At 50.7% G+C, this 16,393-nt stretch carries 14 protein-coding genes; 12 read left to right on the plus strand and 2 right to left on the minus strand.

The annotated features are described in order from the left end of the window. Positions 1–147: 147 nt before the first annotated feature. Complete coding sequence (locus tag ACE5KN_RS05815; protein WP_375523443.1) at positions 148–573, plus strand: thiol-disulfide oxidoreductase DCC family protein; 426 nt, start codon at positions 148–150, stop codon at positions 571–573. A gap of 138 nt (positions 574–711) precedes the next feature. On the opposite strand, the gene ACE5KN_RS05820 is transcribed toward ACE5KN_RS05815, so the two are convergent. Then, positions 712–1,575, minus strand: a complete 864-nt coding sequence (locus tag ACE5KN_RS05820) for a thermonuclease family protein (protein ID WP_375523160.1) — start codon at positions 1,573–1,575, stop codon at positions 712–714. A gap of 63 nt (positions 1,576–1,638) precedes the next feature. Next, on the minus strand, positions 1,639–2,289 hold the full coding sequence (locus ACE5KN_RS05825) for a DUF3153 domain-containing protein (RefSeq protein WP_375533051.1): 651 nt from the start codon (positions 2,287–2,289) through the stop codon (positions 1,639–1,641). Between the two features lie 358 nt (positions 2,290–2,647). Here ACE5KN_RS05825 and ACE5KN_RS05830 point away from each other — a divergent pair, with 358 nt between their 5' ends. The 11 genes from ACE5KN_RS05830 (at position 2,648) to ACE5KN_RS05880 (ending at position 16,337) form a co-directional block, all read left to right on the plus strand. Beyond that, complete coding sequence (locus tag ACE5KN_RS05830; RefSeq protein ID WP_375523158.1) at positions 2,648–3,790, plus strand: P-loop NTPase family protein; 1,143 nt, start codon at positions 2,648–2,650, stop codon at positions 3,788–3,790. A gap of 10 nt (positions 3,791–3,800) precedes the next feature. Further along, positions 3,801–5,072: a TadA family conjugal transfer-associated ATPase gene (locus ACE5KN_RS05835; protein WP_375523157.1), complete on the plus strand. Its 1,272-nt coding sequence runs from the start codon at positions 3,801–3,803 to the stop codon at positions 5,070–5,072. Further along, complete coding sequence (locus tag ACE5KN_RS05840; protein ID WP_375523156.1) at positions 5,050–6,006, plus strand: type II secretion system F family protein; 957 nt, start codon at positions 5,050–5,052, stop codon at positions 6,004–6,006. Before ACE5KN_RS05835 ends, ACE5KN_RS05840 begins: the two co-directional genes overlap by 23 nt. A gap of 11 nt (positions 6,007–6,017) precedes the next feature. After that, positions 6,018–6,893 carry a type II secretion system F family protein gene (locus tag ACE5KN_RS05845; RefSeq protein ID WP_375523155.1) on the plus strand — a complete coding sequence of 292 codons (876 nt, stop codon included), beginning with the start codon at positions 6,018–6,020 and terminating at the stop codon, positions 6,891–6,893. Between the two features lie 14 nt (positions 6,894–6,907). Next, on the plus strand, positions 6,908–7,099 hold the full coding sequence (locus ACE5KN_RS05850; RefSeq protein ID WP_375523154.1) for a Flp1 family type IVb pilin: 192 nt from the start codon (positions 6,908–6,910) through the stop codon (positions 7,097–7,099). Beyond that, positions 7,099–7,767: a TadE/TadG family type IV pilus assembly protein gene (locus tag ACE5KN_RS05855; protein ID WP_375523153.1), complete on the plus strand. Its 669-nt coding sequence runs from the start codon at positions 7,099–7,101 to the stop codon at positions 7,765–7,767. The genes ACE5KN_RS05850 and ACE5KN_RS05855 overlap by 1 nt, the downstream gene beginning before the upstream one ends. A 50-nt stretch (positions 7,768–7,817) precedes the next feature. Continuing rightward, complete coding sequence (locus ACE5KN_RS05860) at positions 7,818–10,022, plus strand: hypothetical protein (protein ID WP_375523152.1); 2,205 nt, start codon at positions 7,818–7,820, stop codon at positions 10,020–10,022. Between the two features lie 40 nt (positions 10,023–10,062). Then, complete coding sequence (locus ACE5KN_RS05865) at positions 10,063–11,034, plus strand: pilus assembly protein (RefSeq protein ID WP_375523442.1); 972 nt, start codon at positions 10,063–10,065, stop codon at positions 11,032–11,034. Continuing rightward, positions 11,034–11,546, plus strand: coding sequence for an A24 family peptidase (locus tag ACE5KN_RS05870; protein WP_375523151.1), 513 nt, complete (start codon positions 11,034–11,036; stop codon positions 11,544–11,546). Before ACE5KN_RS05865 ends, ACE5KN_RS05870 begins: the two co-directional genes overlap by 1 nt. Positions 11,547–11,679: 133 nt before the next feature. Further along, complete coding sequence (locus ACE5KN_RS05875; RefSeq protein WP_375523150.1) at positions 11,680–12,936, plus strand: S-layer homology domain-containing protein; 1,257 nt, start codon at positions 11,680–11,682, stop codon at positions 12,934–12,936. 767 nt (positions 12,937–13,703) lie between these two features. Continuing rightward, the gene (locus ACE5KN_RS05880; RefSeq protein WP_375533052.1) at positions 13,704–16,337 is read left to right on the plus strand and encodes a DUF5704 domain-containing protein; all 2,634 of its coding nucleotides are present in this window, start codon (positions 13,704–13,706) and stop codon (positions 16,335–16,337) included. Positions 16,338–16,393 lie beyond the last annotated feature (56 nt).

The following is a 16,393-nucleotide window of genomic DNA, read 5'->3' on the forward strand; positions in this document are numbered from 1 at the left end:
GGCCTGCACTCGGAGCGACATAGATAAGCGGCGGATTCGTAATATTCCGGCGCTTTTTTGTGTGCATAACGGAACAAAGAGGCCTGAATGAGGGTATCTATGTTGGAGGAGGTGTTTCTGTTGACGGAAAAAGAAGCAGTTGTCGCTATGCTGAATGAAAAGCACAAGGGACATCCCATTGTCCTGGTGGATGGTGTATGCCACTTTTGTCAGGGAGCCGTCAAATTCATCCTCAAGCATGACCCGAAGGGCAGGCATCATTTTGGCTCACTTCAGTCCGAGGAAGGAAAGAGGCTGCTGAAGGCGGGAAATCTGCCGCCAGGCCGGCTTGATACAGTCGTGTTGATTGAGGACGGAAAATATTACACCAAGTCTGCGGCAGTGCTGCGGATTGCCAGGCATTTGCGTTTTCCGTATCCGCTTGCTTATCCATTTATCGTCATTCCCCGTCCCATAAGGGATGCCATATATAACTACATCGCCCGCAACCGTTACCGCTGGTTCGGCAAAGATGACGGCGACGGTGCCCAATGCCGGATTCCTTCACCGGAGGTAAGGGAGAGGTTTCTGTAACAGCTATTACACACCTGCTTCTGGAGTGAAAACCTGAAACCTGGCATACGATGGCATGATAAACAAAAGGTCAAGAACAAGGAGATTGCTCCTGTTCCCGACCTTTTTTTGCCCAATGCGGGGATTGGTGATTTCTTGTTACTTTGGAGCGCGAAAGCCGGCTTTCTCCGCTTCCGCAACGGTGCAGAACCACTGCTCCGGCTTGGTCCGCTCATAAGAGGGAGACTCCAGGGTGTGATAAATTTTATCCCCTTTGGAGTTGATATTGCCTTTGATGGTGCACGACGCAGCGGGAGGAGATGTTTCCGTGTTTGTCTGTGCTGCTGTGTCGGCGTCTTTTTTGCTATCGTTAGTGTTTACAGAGCCGTTTTCCATTTCATCCGGGTGAAAGCCGTCCTCCTGCGCATAATTCTCGACACTCCAGATGCCGATTCCCTGCTTCTTGCTGGCCTTCTGAAGCTCTTCAAATGAATCGACATAACGCACATTCGGCGGATAGATATAGGCGACACGGGCCAGGCCCTCTTTCAGCAGCGTTTCCTGCACCATGACACCGTCTGCATATACATAGGCCAGCAAGCGCCCGTACTTGTCCCGCTGCGGCCCGACATCAAATTCCAGCTCAATTGTTTTCGCCTGCTCCAGAAGCTGTTTGGTATAAGCTTTTGCTTCCGGGCCAAAAGGCTGCACTCCCAGACGGGGGTGCGACGTCTCCGGCGTATCGATCAGCAGCATTCTCACGGATTCCTTTTTGCCGTCATAAATCACTTTCAACGTATCTCCATCGACAGCCCTGTCCAGCTTGACCTTTACCCGGGGGAACTCTGGTTGGGCGGATTCCTCCTGGACAGTATTCTGGTCAGTGTTGTGAACAGTATCCGTGGACGTCCCGTTCACCTGGACCGGGGGAGCGGCGCCGCATCCTGCGATCAGCAGGGTCAAGAGCAGTCCTGCAATGATTGAAATCAGTTTGTTTGGATGAAAAAAGTTCTTTGTGTTCATAGGTTCTCCTGTCTGTAAGCTGATTTAAGATTGAGCCGGCGGCAATCAGGGCTGCTGGTCAGGTTAACCCTTTGAGCGTTTTCTCGTGCGCCGCCGCCAGAACAGGACAAGAGCTATTATAGCCAGCAGTACAACCGCCGCCGCTGCAGCAATCCGTCCCAAATTCGGCACTCGGACGGCCAGTTCCAGCCGGTTCTCACTTAACGGGGAGATGTCCCAGGTCAGGGTTTTGCCGTCATCCGCCACCCGATTCGCATTATGAGCCAGCGGACGAATGGGGAGCGTCAGGTCGAAGCTGAAATCCAGCTGCCTGGACAGCAGCTCTTTGGCAATGAAGTTCATGCTCTCCAGCTTGTCGGTCAACGATGGGTCGCTGTCGGGAAGCATTTGCAGAAAATCGGCGGTCAACTGCAGTTGATAGTCAGTGGTGAAAAAATGCTTTTTCACCACAGAGGACAGCGTCATCCCCTTGGGCAGCTGCTGGGACAGCCTCTGCAGCGCTTCTTCCGGGTTCGTAATGCCATCCGACTGGGCGGCCGTAAAAGTGTGGTGCAGCTGAAAGCCTTCCCGCCCGCTTTCCTGAAGCGGTTCAATCTGTATACCGTATTGTTCAAGAGGCTGTTTGTAATCCTCTAAAGCTTTCTGCAAATATAACGAGCTTAATGCATTTTCGCTAACACTGACCTCCACATCCAAATCGACGCTGCGGTCCATATGTACTGTCGCGTGTGCGTCTCCTCTCGCGCATGAACAGAGAAGCAGCAATAATGCTGCTGCGACGATTAGCCGAATGCAACGGCTGATATATAAGTTCATCCTGATACACCCTTTCCTGCTGCCGGTTCAATCTTGGCCTTCCATCATTGTACTAAATATAGGCGCTAAAACGAACACAGCCTGCTCAAACTTTTACAGCTGCATTATTTTGCAGAAACAGCTTGCCTGGATCACGGGACTGTGATATTCTAACGGTAAAAATATGGGACGTGACGGAAGCACCGTTCACCGGCCGCATGGCAGCGGCTGATGAACGGTGCTTTTTTTCGTTTCAGCACCGAAAGGGGGAGAGGTTATGAATGGTTTGAGGGTGGTTTTGGCTGTGCAAAGCAAGGAGTATATTGAGCCCCTGCTGGATTATTTGCATGGGAGCGAATATGCGGGACGAATCCGGATGACGGCATTTTCGCAGCCGGACGCCTTTTGCCAATATATGCGGGAGTCGGCTGACGGAAAACGGCCGGACGCTGTGGTGGGGGAGGCGGTGTTTTTTGAAAGCTGGACGGAGCGTGAAGAAACATCTGCGACCTGTTTCCTCTTGAGTGAAGACGGGCGCTCGGAGGCTGGTATGATCCCATTGCGGAAATATCAGCCTGTTCCCCAATTACTGGCAGGCATTTGGGACGATTGCAGGCGCAATTCCGACGGGAAGCTGCGCATGAGCAGCCGGGAGGAGACGATGGTGGTGGGTTTTGTCTCCGCATCCGGCGGCACAGGCAAAACGACGGCTGCCCTTAATATGGCCAAGCAGCTGGGCGGTGCGGGTTATTCCGTGTTCTATTTGAACCTGGAGACAGCAGACTCCAGTTCATTATTCACGCCGTCGGTCGAAGGCATAACAGGACTTTCGCGCCTGCTTTATGACATGAAGACGAGAGGGACGAATCATCTTGAATCTGCCTCAGCCTACAGCATACGGCAGCATGATTTCAAGGCCGACATATTCCAGCCGCTGGCCAACCGCAAGGAAATCGCAGAGATGACCTCTACGGAGACCTGCGAGCTGATCCATTTACTTGTTGGCTCCGGTCAATATGATGTGATTATCGCGGATGCCGACGCCGGGCTGAACGCTCGCACGGAGGCTGTCTTGCAGGCGAGCAGCCGGCTCGTCTGGCTGCTTGCCGACGAGTTGATCAGTATGCATAAGTGCGGGCTGCGGCTGCATGAGCTCCGGATTTTGTATAAAGATGCTTATGAAACGCTGATGGATAAGACCTTGTTTGTGCTGAACAAATATGCCGGTCAGCAGGTCAACGAGCTGCCGGCTGAAGGAATGGTTCTGCATGGTGTGCTGCCGTACATTCCTTCCTGGAAGCAGATGGACCGGGAGGAACTGATGCTGAGCTCACCCATCTATCAGCGCGAGATTCGCAAGCTGTGCAGGGAGCTGCTGGACGAAGCTGCCGCGGCGCTGAAGGAGCCCGTCCGTGCATAAGGAGGACTGAATGGAGAACGGAATATTTCAGGAGCTGCGGCAGGAGATTCGGGCGGGGCTTGATCTTACTTCCTCTGTTACGAATGAGGAGCTGACCCGGCAAATCGAAAACAGGGTGCTGTATGATGCGAGACTTGCCGAATTAACCTCGCGCGAAAGGTATGCACTTGTCCGCCGGATCTTTGATTCATTCCGGGGACTGGATGTTCTGCAGCCCTTGGTGGACGACCCGGGCATCAGCGAAATTATGATCAACAGCCATACCGAGCTGTTTGTGGAACGGGAAGGGGAGGTTCTGCGCCTGCCTGTCGCCTTTGAGTCCCGTGAGCGGCTGGAGGATATTATCCAGATGATCGTCGCCGGCGTGAACCGGATTGTGAACGAAGCTTCCCCTATCGTGGATGCTCGCTTGAAGGACGGTTCAAGGGTGAATATTGTGCTGCCGCCCATTGCGCTTAAAGGCCCTACCATGACGATCCGCAAATTCCCGGCTGCGCCGCTGACGATGGAGGACCTGATCCGAAAGGATGCCCTCAGTGCAGAAGCGGCCGAACTGCTGCAGCAGCTTGTGCGGAGCAAATACAACATTTTCATAAGCGGCGGTACGGGGTCGGGGAAGACCACCTTCCTGAACGCATTGTCCCAGTTCGTTCCGGCATCGGAGCGTATCATCACGATTGAGGATTCGGCAGAACTGCAAATTACGACCGTTCCGAACCTGGTGTCGCTGGAAACGAGAAATCCCAATACCGAAGGGAAGGGAGAGGTATCCATTCGTGATCTGATCCGCTCCGCCCTGCGGATGAGGCCAAACCGCATTATTGTGGGGGAGGTGAGAGGCAGCGAGGCTCTAGATATGCTGCAGGCGATGAATACAGGACACGAGGGCTCGTTATCGACAGGGCACGCAAATAGCATTGCGGATATGGTAAGTAGGCTGGAAACAATGGTGCTCAGCGGGGCGGAGCTTCCCCTCGGCGTCGTGCGCCAGCAGATCAGCTCGGCCATAGATGTTTTTGTTCATTTGTCGAGGCTGCGCGACAGATCACGGCGTGTGCTGGAGATCAGCGAAGTGGTCGGATATCAGAATGGCGAGGTCATCCTTAATCCATTGTTTCGTTTTAAAGAATATGCCGAAAGGGAGGGGCGTATTGAGGGCAGTCTGGAGCGGACCGGATCAGGTTTGCAGCACCAGGAAAAGCTGCGGATGGCCGGTATAAAGCACGAACTGTTCTCGTTGGCTGAAGGAGGTGAAGACAATGAACAAAGGACGAAAGGATAAAATAAATCTCCGTCCGGATAAGCAGCCGCAATCCGTCCCGAGGACGGAGATCAGGTCCAGATCGCCAGGGGAAACAGCGCATAACAAGGTGAATAGGAAATCCGATTCCCGTATTCGTCCACGAATATCCATTCGCCCGGCCAAGCGGGGATCGCCTCAAGGCGCGTCTGCGGCTGAAGGGGCCGGGGGACAGCTGCAGGACTATACCGTATACCGTTTGTCGGCAGGTCAGCGATTAGGCTGCATCGTGCTCAGTGGATTGGTGTTTTACGGTATCGGTTTTCTTTTCTATCACCATTGGATGATCGCAGGTATGGCATCGCTGGCCGGATTGCTGATTCCCCGGCATTACAGCAGATTTTTGCTGAGGCGGCGGAAGGCTGCTCTAAGCATGCAGTTTAAACAGGCGCTTTATTCGCTTTCTTCTTCCCTGGCGGCAGGGAAATCCGTAGAGAACGGTTTTCGCGAGGCGGTGGCGGATATGAAGCTGCTTAGTCCTGACGGAGATCATGATTTGATCCGGGAGTTCAGCATCATCAGCGCCAAGATGGAATACGGCCAGCCGGTTGAGGAGGCGCTGCAGGATTTTGCCCGGCGGGCGGAGCTGGAGGATATCGTCAATTTTTCCGACGTTTTTGCGACCTGTAAGCGTACAGGCGGGGATCTTGTTGAAGTTGTGCGGAGATCCTCGGCTGTAATTGGCGAGAAAATGGACATCCAGCAGGAAATCAGCGTAATGGTGGCGCAGAAGCGTTTTGAGGCAAGGGTTATGTTTGCCGCGCCCTTTTTATTCGTGCTGTTCATGAATATTTCAGCTGCGGATTATATGATGCCTCTCTATACAGGTAACGGAAGATTGGTTTCGACAGTATGTCTGATCTTGCTGGGCTGCTGTCTTCTGTGGATCAATAAAATCATGAAAATCAACGTGTAGGAGGAAGCGATATGGTGATCATCAGCTGCTTCGTGCTGGCATTGCAAATCGGCTGCTGGCTGCTTCTATACCGGATACACGGGAAGGAATATGAGTCTTTTAAAACGTTGCGTGTTGAAGGGCTTCGTCTGCAAAAAATGGCGGCTCCTTTTCTGCATCTCCTGTACAAGTTCCACATCTTTCAAAAGTTCCCGCTGCTCATGTTCAGGCTGCAGAGGGCTGTGCAAAAGCTTTACGGAATACGCAGCAGCCAGGAGAAAACAATGCTGTTTCTGGCGGAAATGGCGGGTTACTTTTTTCTGCTGCTGGGAGGAGGGTGCATGCTGACACTGGTCATGGGGGGAGACGCGTCAGGACTGATGCTTGGATTGGGGCTTGGCATTGTGGTGCCTGCCGCGCTCGTAAAGGATCTTCATGCCAAGGTCAGCAAGCGGGATCAGGAAATGATTATGGAGCTGCCTGAGCTGTTGGGGAAAATTATGCTGCTTGTGGGAGCGGGAGAGACGGTGCAGAGGGCCATTATCCACTGTACGGAACGGAAAAAGCATCAGCCGAATCATCCGCTGTACCGTGAACTAACGCAGACGATTGCGGAATGGGAGAGCGGATATTCGTTTCAGCAAGCCTTTGAGCAGCTGAGCCGCCGCTGCGGAATTCAGGAAGTGACCGTGTTTACAACAGCTGTGCTGCTTAACATGCGGCGGGGCGGGAGTGATTTTGTCATGGCTTTGGGCGAACTGTCTCAAACGCTGTGGAATAAGAGGACGGCAATCAGCCGGACGCTTGGCGAGCAGGCCTCGTCCAAGCTGGTATTTCCGATGGCTGTTATTTTGCTGACCGTCATCGTACTGGTGGGGGCGCCGGCATTCATGATGATGAACATGTGAGGAGGAATACAAAGGTGATAACGAACGTTAATCATGGATTACAGAAATTCTGGAAGGAAGAGGAGGGGCTCGGAACATTGGAGATGATTTTGATTATTGCCATTCTTATTGCGGTGGCGATTATTTTCAGAGAGCAGATCTCCAAAATCGTTACGGGCCTCTTGAAGAAAGCAGATCAAAAAAGTAACGATTTTATGGATTCCTGATGATCAAAAGGTTGCAAGAAGAAGAGGGAAGCTTCTCACTGGAAGCTTCCCTGGTCATGCCGGTTATTTTACTGCTTATCTTTGTGCTGCTGTTTTTCTGTATCTATTTGTACCAAAAAACGATTCTTGTCCAGCTGTCTTCGACCGCGTCGGAGCGCTCTGCCTACAGCTGGGACAACAGCCACAAGGATCCGGTTCACGGCACATTTGAGCAGGGTGAGAGAGATTCCTTGTATTGGAGACTGAAGGAAGATGCCGCCCTTGGAGCGCTGTTTGGCTGGGCAGGGGCCGACAATGAGGTGAAAGTTTCCATAATGGATGCTGCCGATGATGACAGTCCGCTTGCGGCGCAAAAAATGCTGCAGGTCGCTGAAGGGCTCCCATGGGGGCTTGATGGGGAGATGAGCTACCGCAACAGCCTGATTACGCGGAAGATTACGACGAATCTGGAGAATATGGCGGAAATTCCGCTGCTGAATTCGGTTATGAGCGAGCCTGAAATGAAGTCTTCGGTCTGGGCAGGGATCGTGGATCCGGTTGAGTTTATTCGAACTGTCGAGCTCTTGAGGTATTATGGCGCGAAATTTTTGGGAAGGGGCGGGGGAACGCAGGTGACGCCAGCGGCAGTCGGAAACGTCCTGCAGCAGTATGGCCAATCAGGTATGTGAGGAATTTTGATGATTCTGTATGATTGAGTATCTACGAAGGGAGCTGAGGCATGTTTCGCAAAAGAAAGGATGAAGAAGGAGCGGTTACGGTTTTTTTGATTATGGTTCTAGCCTTTGTGTTTGCGTTTGTGGCCATTTTCATTGATTATGCGCGCGTAGCAGCTCTTCATGTACAGACCGAGAAGGTGCTTCATGCTGCGCTCAGATCGGTGATGTCCGCATATGATCCGGCGCTTCAGCGTCAATATGGCCTGTTTGCTTATGGTGAAGGGACGGGGGACCGGATCATGACAAAGGTGCTGAATGACAGTGCCAAACGAACCCCGCGGGAAGGCTCGCTGGCCTTGATGAACAGCCGTCTGGACAGCAGCTCTCTAAGCATGGAGCGGAAGCTGGGGACCTATGACATTTTTAATAATCAGGTCCGGGAGGAGATGAAGTATAAGGCGCCTGTTGACTTCACCTTTGAAATTCTGGAGAAGCTGAAGCCTATTTCCCAGAATATGAAGGAGGCGGCTCACACGGTTGATCTCTTGAAGAGACTGCAAAAGCTTTATGAGAAGCGGGAAGCAAGGCTTGACAGCATGCTGCAGAAACAGAAAGAGGCTGCGGTAAGCGCGGGCGACTTGCGTAAGCTGATCATGGAAAATGGCAGCAATTATATTGACGATGCGCGGGATATCGAGAAGCCCGAAACTGCCGAAGAAGCTGCCGCTCAGTATAACCCTTATTTGGATTTGTATGAAGATAACAAGAAAAATCCAAGCCTCAGAAAAGAGCTGGCTCTGCAGGGGTACCGTACAAAGGTCAGCAGGCTGAAGACCGATATTGCAAAGGAAATGGACAAAATTTTAACCAAGCATGGCAGCCTGCTGCAGGAGGCGGAAACGGAGCTAAAGGAAGCGGAGAAAATCAATGCCCAGATGAAGCAGGTCATCGCCGAATACAAAGAGCGTGCTGCCAATGCGGCTTATGACGAGGTGTCCAGGGCGCCAACCTCCGGGGGAATCGCGGGATCTGCAGACGGCACCATTGCAAGTGCCAGGCAGCAGGTCGAGGATCTGCTTACACCTGATTCTGTATTTCAGTCGCTGAGATCAGGCATCCGTGAGCAGGAGCTGGCCATTAATGCCGTTAACAGCAAGGTGAAGATTATGAATTCAGGCTTGGCGAATATTTCGGCCAGAACGGAGGATGCCGACACCCTTAAGAACAAGGTCATCCGTGCGCGGAGTGCGCTGGACGAGTATTTGAAGGGATATGTTCACCAGGGAGATTATAACAAGCTGACACAGGCGCAGCATCTGCTTGAGAGCAGGCGCGGGTCTGATGCAGAGCGCAAACAATTGGAGAAGCAGTCACAAAACAAGCTGAGAGAGGCTTATCAAATTGTTGAAATGCTGTCCAGCCTGACACAGGGCAATGAGGAATTTAACGAGCTCGAACAATACTATCTCGAAAGCCTGCATTTTAATGATGCGACTGCTGAAGCAGGGACCCCGACAGGGATTTCCTATGATTCTTACGATGCTGTCGGGGGTGCTATGGACGGAATGGACGGAATGTATGGTTCGGCAGCGGGTCTTCTGAGCAAGCTGGGTGATGAATTTTTCCAGAACGAATATGCGCTTTCCCGGTTTGAGCATGTGGATTTCAGCCGTTTCGGGAGCCTGATTGGTCCTAACAAGACGGCGGGTAACGCGGCTGAAATTTTGGGAGATCAGCTGCAGGTAAATGGCCAGGAGGTTGAGTACATTTTATACGGTTTTCATAATCCGGCTGGCAATCTTGCAGCGGCATACGGGGAAATATTCGGCATGAGGCTGGCAATCCGGACGATGGAGGGGCTGGTCAAGAACAGCTCCAAGGGAAACCCTCTGCTGGTATTGGCGGCGGCCGTATTATACGGAGTGGAAAAAGCGGTTGAGGATATGATTATGCTGGCTCAGAAAGGATACGTGCCTTTGTCGGAGTACATAAATTTCAAGATGACCTACAAGGACCACTTGCGGCTCTTCCTGATGCTGCACAGCAATAATGAACGTAAAATGTCCCGCATGCTCGCGCTCATCCGCTTCAATACGGGGGTTAATCCCGCGGAAAGGGATACCTATGCCATGGGCGAGGTCCGTAACGGCATACGCCTGTGGTTTTTGCCAGGGGTGATGAAAATGCTGGGTACAGCTTCCGGTGAAGGAGAAGAGATCGAAAAGGGTGTTTTTTATGTGACAAAGCAAGCGGACTTTTCTTACTGAAACGGCCGCGTCTTTTAGAAGAAGGAGGGCGGGGTTGCGTGTGAGAAGCTGGATGCGCGGCTGCAGGTCAGGACAGGAGCAGGGGAGCATTGTTCTGGAAGCTTCGCTGGTGCTGCCTGTATTTATATTTTTTATCCTGTTTTTTATTTATATGGTACAGATGACGCTCATATCAACGGCCCTGCAAAACGCAGCCTCCGAAATGGCCAAGCAGGTTGCATCCAGCATGTATCCGGTTTCGCTCGCGCTTGAAGCGGCTGAAGGCAAGGCAGACTCGATCGGCCAGATCGAGATCGTTCCTTCCTTGACGATTGAGGAGCTTGCCGCAGAGTTCGGCAGCACGCTGCCGGAGCCTGCGGGCACTTGGGTAGAGGAAGCAGTTCTGGCCGGGAAAAAACCTCTGGAGAAGCTGCGGGGACAGGTAAGCGAGGCTGTAATGGACCCGGTTATGAAACCTCTGCTGAAGCCGTTTATAGAGGAAACCGTTTTGGATTATGAACGGATACATATCACAGGCGTCGTTGTTCCAGGATTCAATGGTAGCGGTGATCCATACTTCAAAATTGAACTGTCCTATGAGCTGCCGATCAAGGTTCCTTTCATCTACAGGGATACGGTGCTGCAGGCAGCTGCAGAAGAAAGATTATGGATTGGAGATACGGGGGAAGGAGCCGGTGATGGAAGCGGCACGGATCCGGGAGCCGTGAATGGGGGCATACAGATTCTTTCCAAGCCTGAGCCGGCAATCAAAGGGGTGTACAACACCATTCAGGCCCGGGTTGCTCCGGGTGAATCCGCCAATCTGTCGATCTACTATAAATCAGGCTCCAGCACAGCCAAGCATATCGGATGGACTCAGGCCGATGCCGAGGGTACGGTGGAATGGAACTGGTTTGTGGGGACGAATACAACACCAGGCATTTGGACGTTTGTCATTGAAACAGAGAGTGGTCAGCATATTGAGGTGCAGTTTGAGGTAATAGAAAAAAATACAGCCGGGGAGCGTGTATGATGGGGGTTATGTATATCGGCTGCGCCATTTTTCTTGCGGCCGCGCTAGTTACAGATTTACGGTCCATGAAAATTCCGAACAAGCTGACTCTTCCGGCCGCGCTGGGCGGCCTGGCGGTGCACGCGGTCAGCGGCGGCTGGGAGGGGATGCTGTTTGCCTGCGCAGGGCTCGGCACGGGATTTGCTTTACTGCTGGTCATGTACTGGATGGGTGCCGTAGGTGCCGGGGATGTGAAGCTGTTTGCTGGTATCGGTGCCTGGACGGGAGCAGCATTTGTATTTCAGTCTGCGATTTACTCCGTGATGTTCGCGGGGGTGATCGGTCTTCTCATTGTATTGTGGAAGCGTGAGGCCGTTCTTCGTTTGCGCAGGGTGTTGTTCAATCTTGGGGGATTCCTCATATTCCGCGGCGGAAATCCCTTTAAAGCAGGGCGGGAATCACAGCTGCGCTTTCCTTTTATGGTGGCGGTAATTCCTGGAGTGATCAGCGCTTACGTTTACTTAAGCATTTAATATTTGTAGGAGCTTAAAAAAAGAAGGACTAAAAAATAATCTGGAAAATTATAGTGAATTTTTTTGGAGAAATTGGAAGGGGAGGTTACACTGGGAGAGCATATGCAAAGAGATTAATTGGGGGGTTAAAACTATGGTGATGAAAAAAGTAATGGTTTCGGTTGCTGCAGGTATGCTCGCTGTGGCTGCGGTATGGGGATCGGCAGGAGTGGAGGAAGCTTCCGCGGCTTCGGATTTCAAGGATATCCCAGCAGGGCATTGGGCCAAAGCCTCTATTGATGCTGCGGTTAACAACGGATATTTAAAGGGATATTCGGACGGAACCTTTCGTCCTAATGCCCCAGTGACACGCGCGGAATTTGCCGCCATTTTGTCCCGCGTCTCCAGCAACGAAGCAGCACAAGGAAAGGGCAGCTTTGCGGACTTGGCAGGGAACTGGAGTGAGGAAGAAGTTAATAAAGCGATCGGGATGGGGTTTATTTCTCCAAGCGATTATCCTAACGGGTTTAAACCATCCACGTCGCTGACCCGCCGTGAAATGGCAAAATGGATGGCCTCCGGTCTGGCCGCTGCGCAGGAAGATTTCCAAACAGCTATATCCGATACGCAAGACACGCTGGTTCCTGTTGCTGAGCATTACAAGGGCGGGCTGAACAAGGCGGATTACCCTTATGTGTCGGTAGCACTGGGAACGGGACTGATGACCGGTTATGAAGATGGAACATTTGGTCCGGCCAAAACGACGACGCGTGCTGAAGTTGCTGCTATTTTGGAGCGGTATGAGAGAGTGCAGAAGAAGAAGGCCACAGATTTTCGGGATTTGAATGAGATGAGAGAGGTGGGGCTGACGGGGACGAATTTAACTTCGTTGACTCCATATGAGTACGGAAAAAACGCAGAGACCGGTGAAGTGTCTAGCTTCTCACGTATTAAAGACCAAACTTTTAAATTACGAAACAACCTTGGGATTGAAGCCGTACATCGAATGATTATAGTTGATGCAGGAACAGATAAAAAGCCAGTGAATCTCTACGGGAAGATGTTTATAGATGAGAAATTTGACTTCCCTACTAATTCAGATAGATATGCTGTTTTTATGGAGGCTTCTGTTGTTCCTAATGGTAACGGCCTTACTAATATGGCATTTAATAATGCTACGGGGAACCATTTTCTAAGTGCATACAGTTTTACAAGCGGGACATTGAGGAACTATGGCATTACCAACTTGCCAAATGAAGAGTTTGTTTCATCCGGATTCTTTAAAAATGGTGTTGAGAAGCGCTTTTGGATGTACACAACAATAGGGAAAAAATATGATCCTAGTGTTGTAGGAGAAGGTATGTCTGTAAATGGTAAAGCTGTTTCTATGTACATTCCTAAACCAAATTAGAAGAGTCGGAGGGATAAGTATTGCCTCTTAGGATTAACAAACTAGTTCTTGTTCTCTTCCTTTTACTTGTATATGCTTGGTCAACTTCTAGTATTCCCGCTAAAGCAGCAGGGCCAATTGCAGCTGTTAGCGGGAGTGTAGAAGATCAACAGGGCCTTAAAGATCCATATGTAACCCCTAATGGACCTGTTAAGGAGCAAAAATTTGTTATTCCTGTTGAGGGCGCAAAAAATGCGAATCCTGGCGTTTATTGGGTTCAAAGGGATGATGGGAAGTGGACCGCTACTTCTTACAGGGCATCGGGAGGGAAAGAGATAGTAGAGAACGTAGGTACAGATTCAGAGCCTTGGCCTGCAGTTGGTGAAGTGGAGGATAAAATTGATATGAATAAAACAGTTTATCAACCTGATTATTATCAAGGTAAAGATGGTACAGAGTACAGTCCATCTAAGACAACAAATGCACATATTGCAAAAACACAGACAACCAGCGACCAAGGTGTTTTTTCCAATATCACAAAATTGGAGGTTGTAGACTTATATTTTATACTAATTACTTCACTTACTGGTGAGGATGGGCCGAGAGTACAGGATGGATCAAATCCATATAAATCAGCTTTTAACGTTCAGCAAGAGGTAGATGGTAAACCGTCTACACGTCCGAGAGGATACCCCAAAAAAACAGCTATGTATTACACGCCCGTTAATCTGACTTGGCGTGGTACCATTGTCGAACACAAGAAAATCCAGGCCACAGGTGCTCAACAAATGGAGGTCGGTGAGGAAGATCAGTTCAAAGGTGAGGTGGCTACCCAAGCTCCAGGGGAAACGGCATATGGAGACTGGGTAGACGTTACCAAACACTCGGAGCAAACAAAGTGGTCTTCAGATAACAAGGGAGTTTCAACTGTTGATCCTGAAACTGGACTTGTCAAAGCGGTAAGTCCGGGGGTAGCCAAGATCACTGTACAATGGAAAAACGGAACGTATTGGCTTACGGATTCTGTCGTCGTATCCGTAGGTAGTGGTGGCGATCTACCGCCGGGGCCAACTGTAGTTTGTACGCCTCCTCAATCGGCAGGTACCCAAACCGGGAAAGACATGAGTGCCCAGCCCAGCGGGATTATTAAAGCCGACGAGCGTGGCAGTGAAAGATTTGATGTTGCCAAAGGCATTCCAACCTCGGAAAGCCTATATGGCAACGTAGTGGCCAAGGAATACCTGTTCAATAACAAGTTTGAAAGATTCAGCGGTACCTGCACCTTTACCGTTCCAGTCACCAAGACTTATCACCTGAAATGGACTGAGAAGGAAGAGAGGGACCGGTCGGATGGCACTTCCCATACCGTGACCGTGAAAAAGTCAAGAACGGAGACAGTAACGAAGTCTTATGAAATCATTAGAAACTACTCTTACTGGACCATTCCTGACCTGCAGGTGTATAAAATCTCGACTGCCAAGTTATATAACTATGCATTTGGGAACAACGGTATTGTGATCACACCAGGCAGCTCCTACAAGGTGCCGACTATGGATGTAAAGACGGATGTTGTGCATCTGGATGAACCATCATCGGTAACAGCTTCAGCTCCTAGCCAAACGATTAACGGGGGATCAAGCGAGCCGGATGTTCCGGATGAAGATTTAAAGAGTTATGCAGAGAAAGCGACCCCGGAACTCGATGTCCGAAATGATGCTTTTGAGCTCAATGGGACGACGATTATGGATGGTAAAACGGTGAAGACAAGCGGTCCGACACCCTCCAAAATTCCAACGGCAGGCAAGATTGATCACAACGCTCTCTTTAAACCAGGCAATGTTGTTCCCACTTCAAAAACCAACAAAGCGGACAATGCAAGCACCGGGACCATGGAGTATGACCCGTTGGAGGGCAGCCTCGATCATCCGGAGCCATACCGGGAGCCGATCTATAACTTGAATACGGTGACCGTTCATACCCCAGTCGTGATGTATCCAAGTATCACCAATGACAAGGAGCATAATCAGAAGGTTAAGCCGACTGCCGGCACTGCTGCTCTTGTGCTGGACAGGCCTTTTACCGTTACCATTCCAACAACAGGGCAACACCGGGACATTAAAGGATACGGCAACCGGGATTATGCCAAGTATACCGCGTATAAACAGGTGCTGTTTGAGTTTGACGTCTACAACGAGGATATGGGCAAATACATCCCCGCCAATACGTGGATTGATATTCCGATAACGCAGCTTGAGACGACATTCCGAATGCCGGTATGGGTCGATGAAGGAAAATACACGGTCCACTTCCGCTCCATCGCCGAGAATGCACCGGAAAACTTTACATGGGAAAGCATGGCCAACTTCGACTTAGCCAACCATGTCGCAGTGAATACGATTCCTGTAGAAGTGATCGGGCGTCTATATGATTTTAAAGTGACGGACATTGCGGACTATGATTGGGAGACGGTATTCCGGACGAAAAAGGGAAGCTCGGAGCCAACCGGCGCAGCCTATTGGGTCGGGCCGAACTCTATTGACGGCGCTGCACGCGGGAATAAGCCGCCATTTATTCTTCCCATTCTGCCAGGAAGCCACCCGAATGATGGATATAAAAACGTGGCCATCAAGACAGGCTATCATTTCAAATTTGATTTTAAAACGAAAGGCAATATGTTCGGCGCAAAAGATCATGTGAAGATCGTACCGGCCTTTTATTTCGTGAGCAAAGATGGAACCAAGCGGCAAAAGGTCGATTTATATTATCACAATCAGACCACGGGGCAAAAATTTGTAAAGATCGGTTCGAGCCAGGACACAGTGACCCGCAGTATCGTTCTGAACAGCCCGATGAGAAACATTTCTCCAATCGAGCTGAGCAATACCGCAAAATATGTGGAAACCTATGGCTTCACCGATTTTCTAAAGCAATCAAGCAAGAAAAGCACCATAGGTTTGTACAGTTTACTGGATTTGAACCAGCGGGTACGAACATTGATTGGACCTGCATCCAATATACCGAAAAGCGTAGATCCGGGCCGGGCGTTAGCATCCGTGCAAAAATGGTACGGAGAATACAGCTTGCCGGCGGCTCCGTATGTAGTACCAGCCGGGTTCAATATTGCGGAATACGGCAGAACCAACAAGCTGACGGACCATTCACCGATTTTCCTGAAAGACGGATACATCGTGGTGAACTTCAACATTGAAACCTATCAGGATGGAGCGGATACGCCGCACCTGCGGTACTATAGATTGCCGGGGAATAACACACCGCTGGATAACCAATGGAAGCTGGAAGGGTACAGGAATGCAACTCAGGATAAGTATGGTCACGAATTTACAGCTCCGGACGGAGATGTTGCCTATTATCATGCGAATTTGTCCAGCTATGACGACTTCAGGTCCTCTGTAACCCACTGACATAGCGGTTTGGAATGAGTGGAGGCGTTTTGGAGGCAAACGAGGTGGAGGAAGAG

Origin of the sequence: Paenibacillus terreus (assembly GCF_042138595.1) — a bacterium.
Taxonomy (GTDB): domain Bacteria; phylum Bacillota; class Bacilli; order Paenibacillales; family Paenibacillaceae; genus Paenibacillus; species Paenibacillus terreus.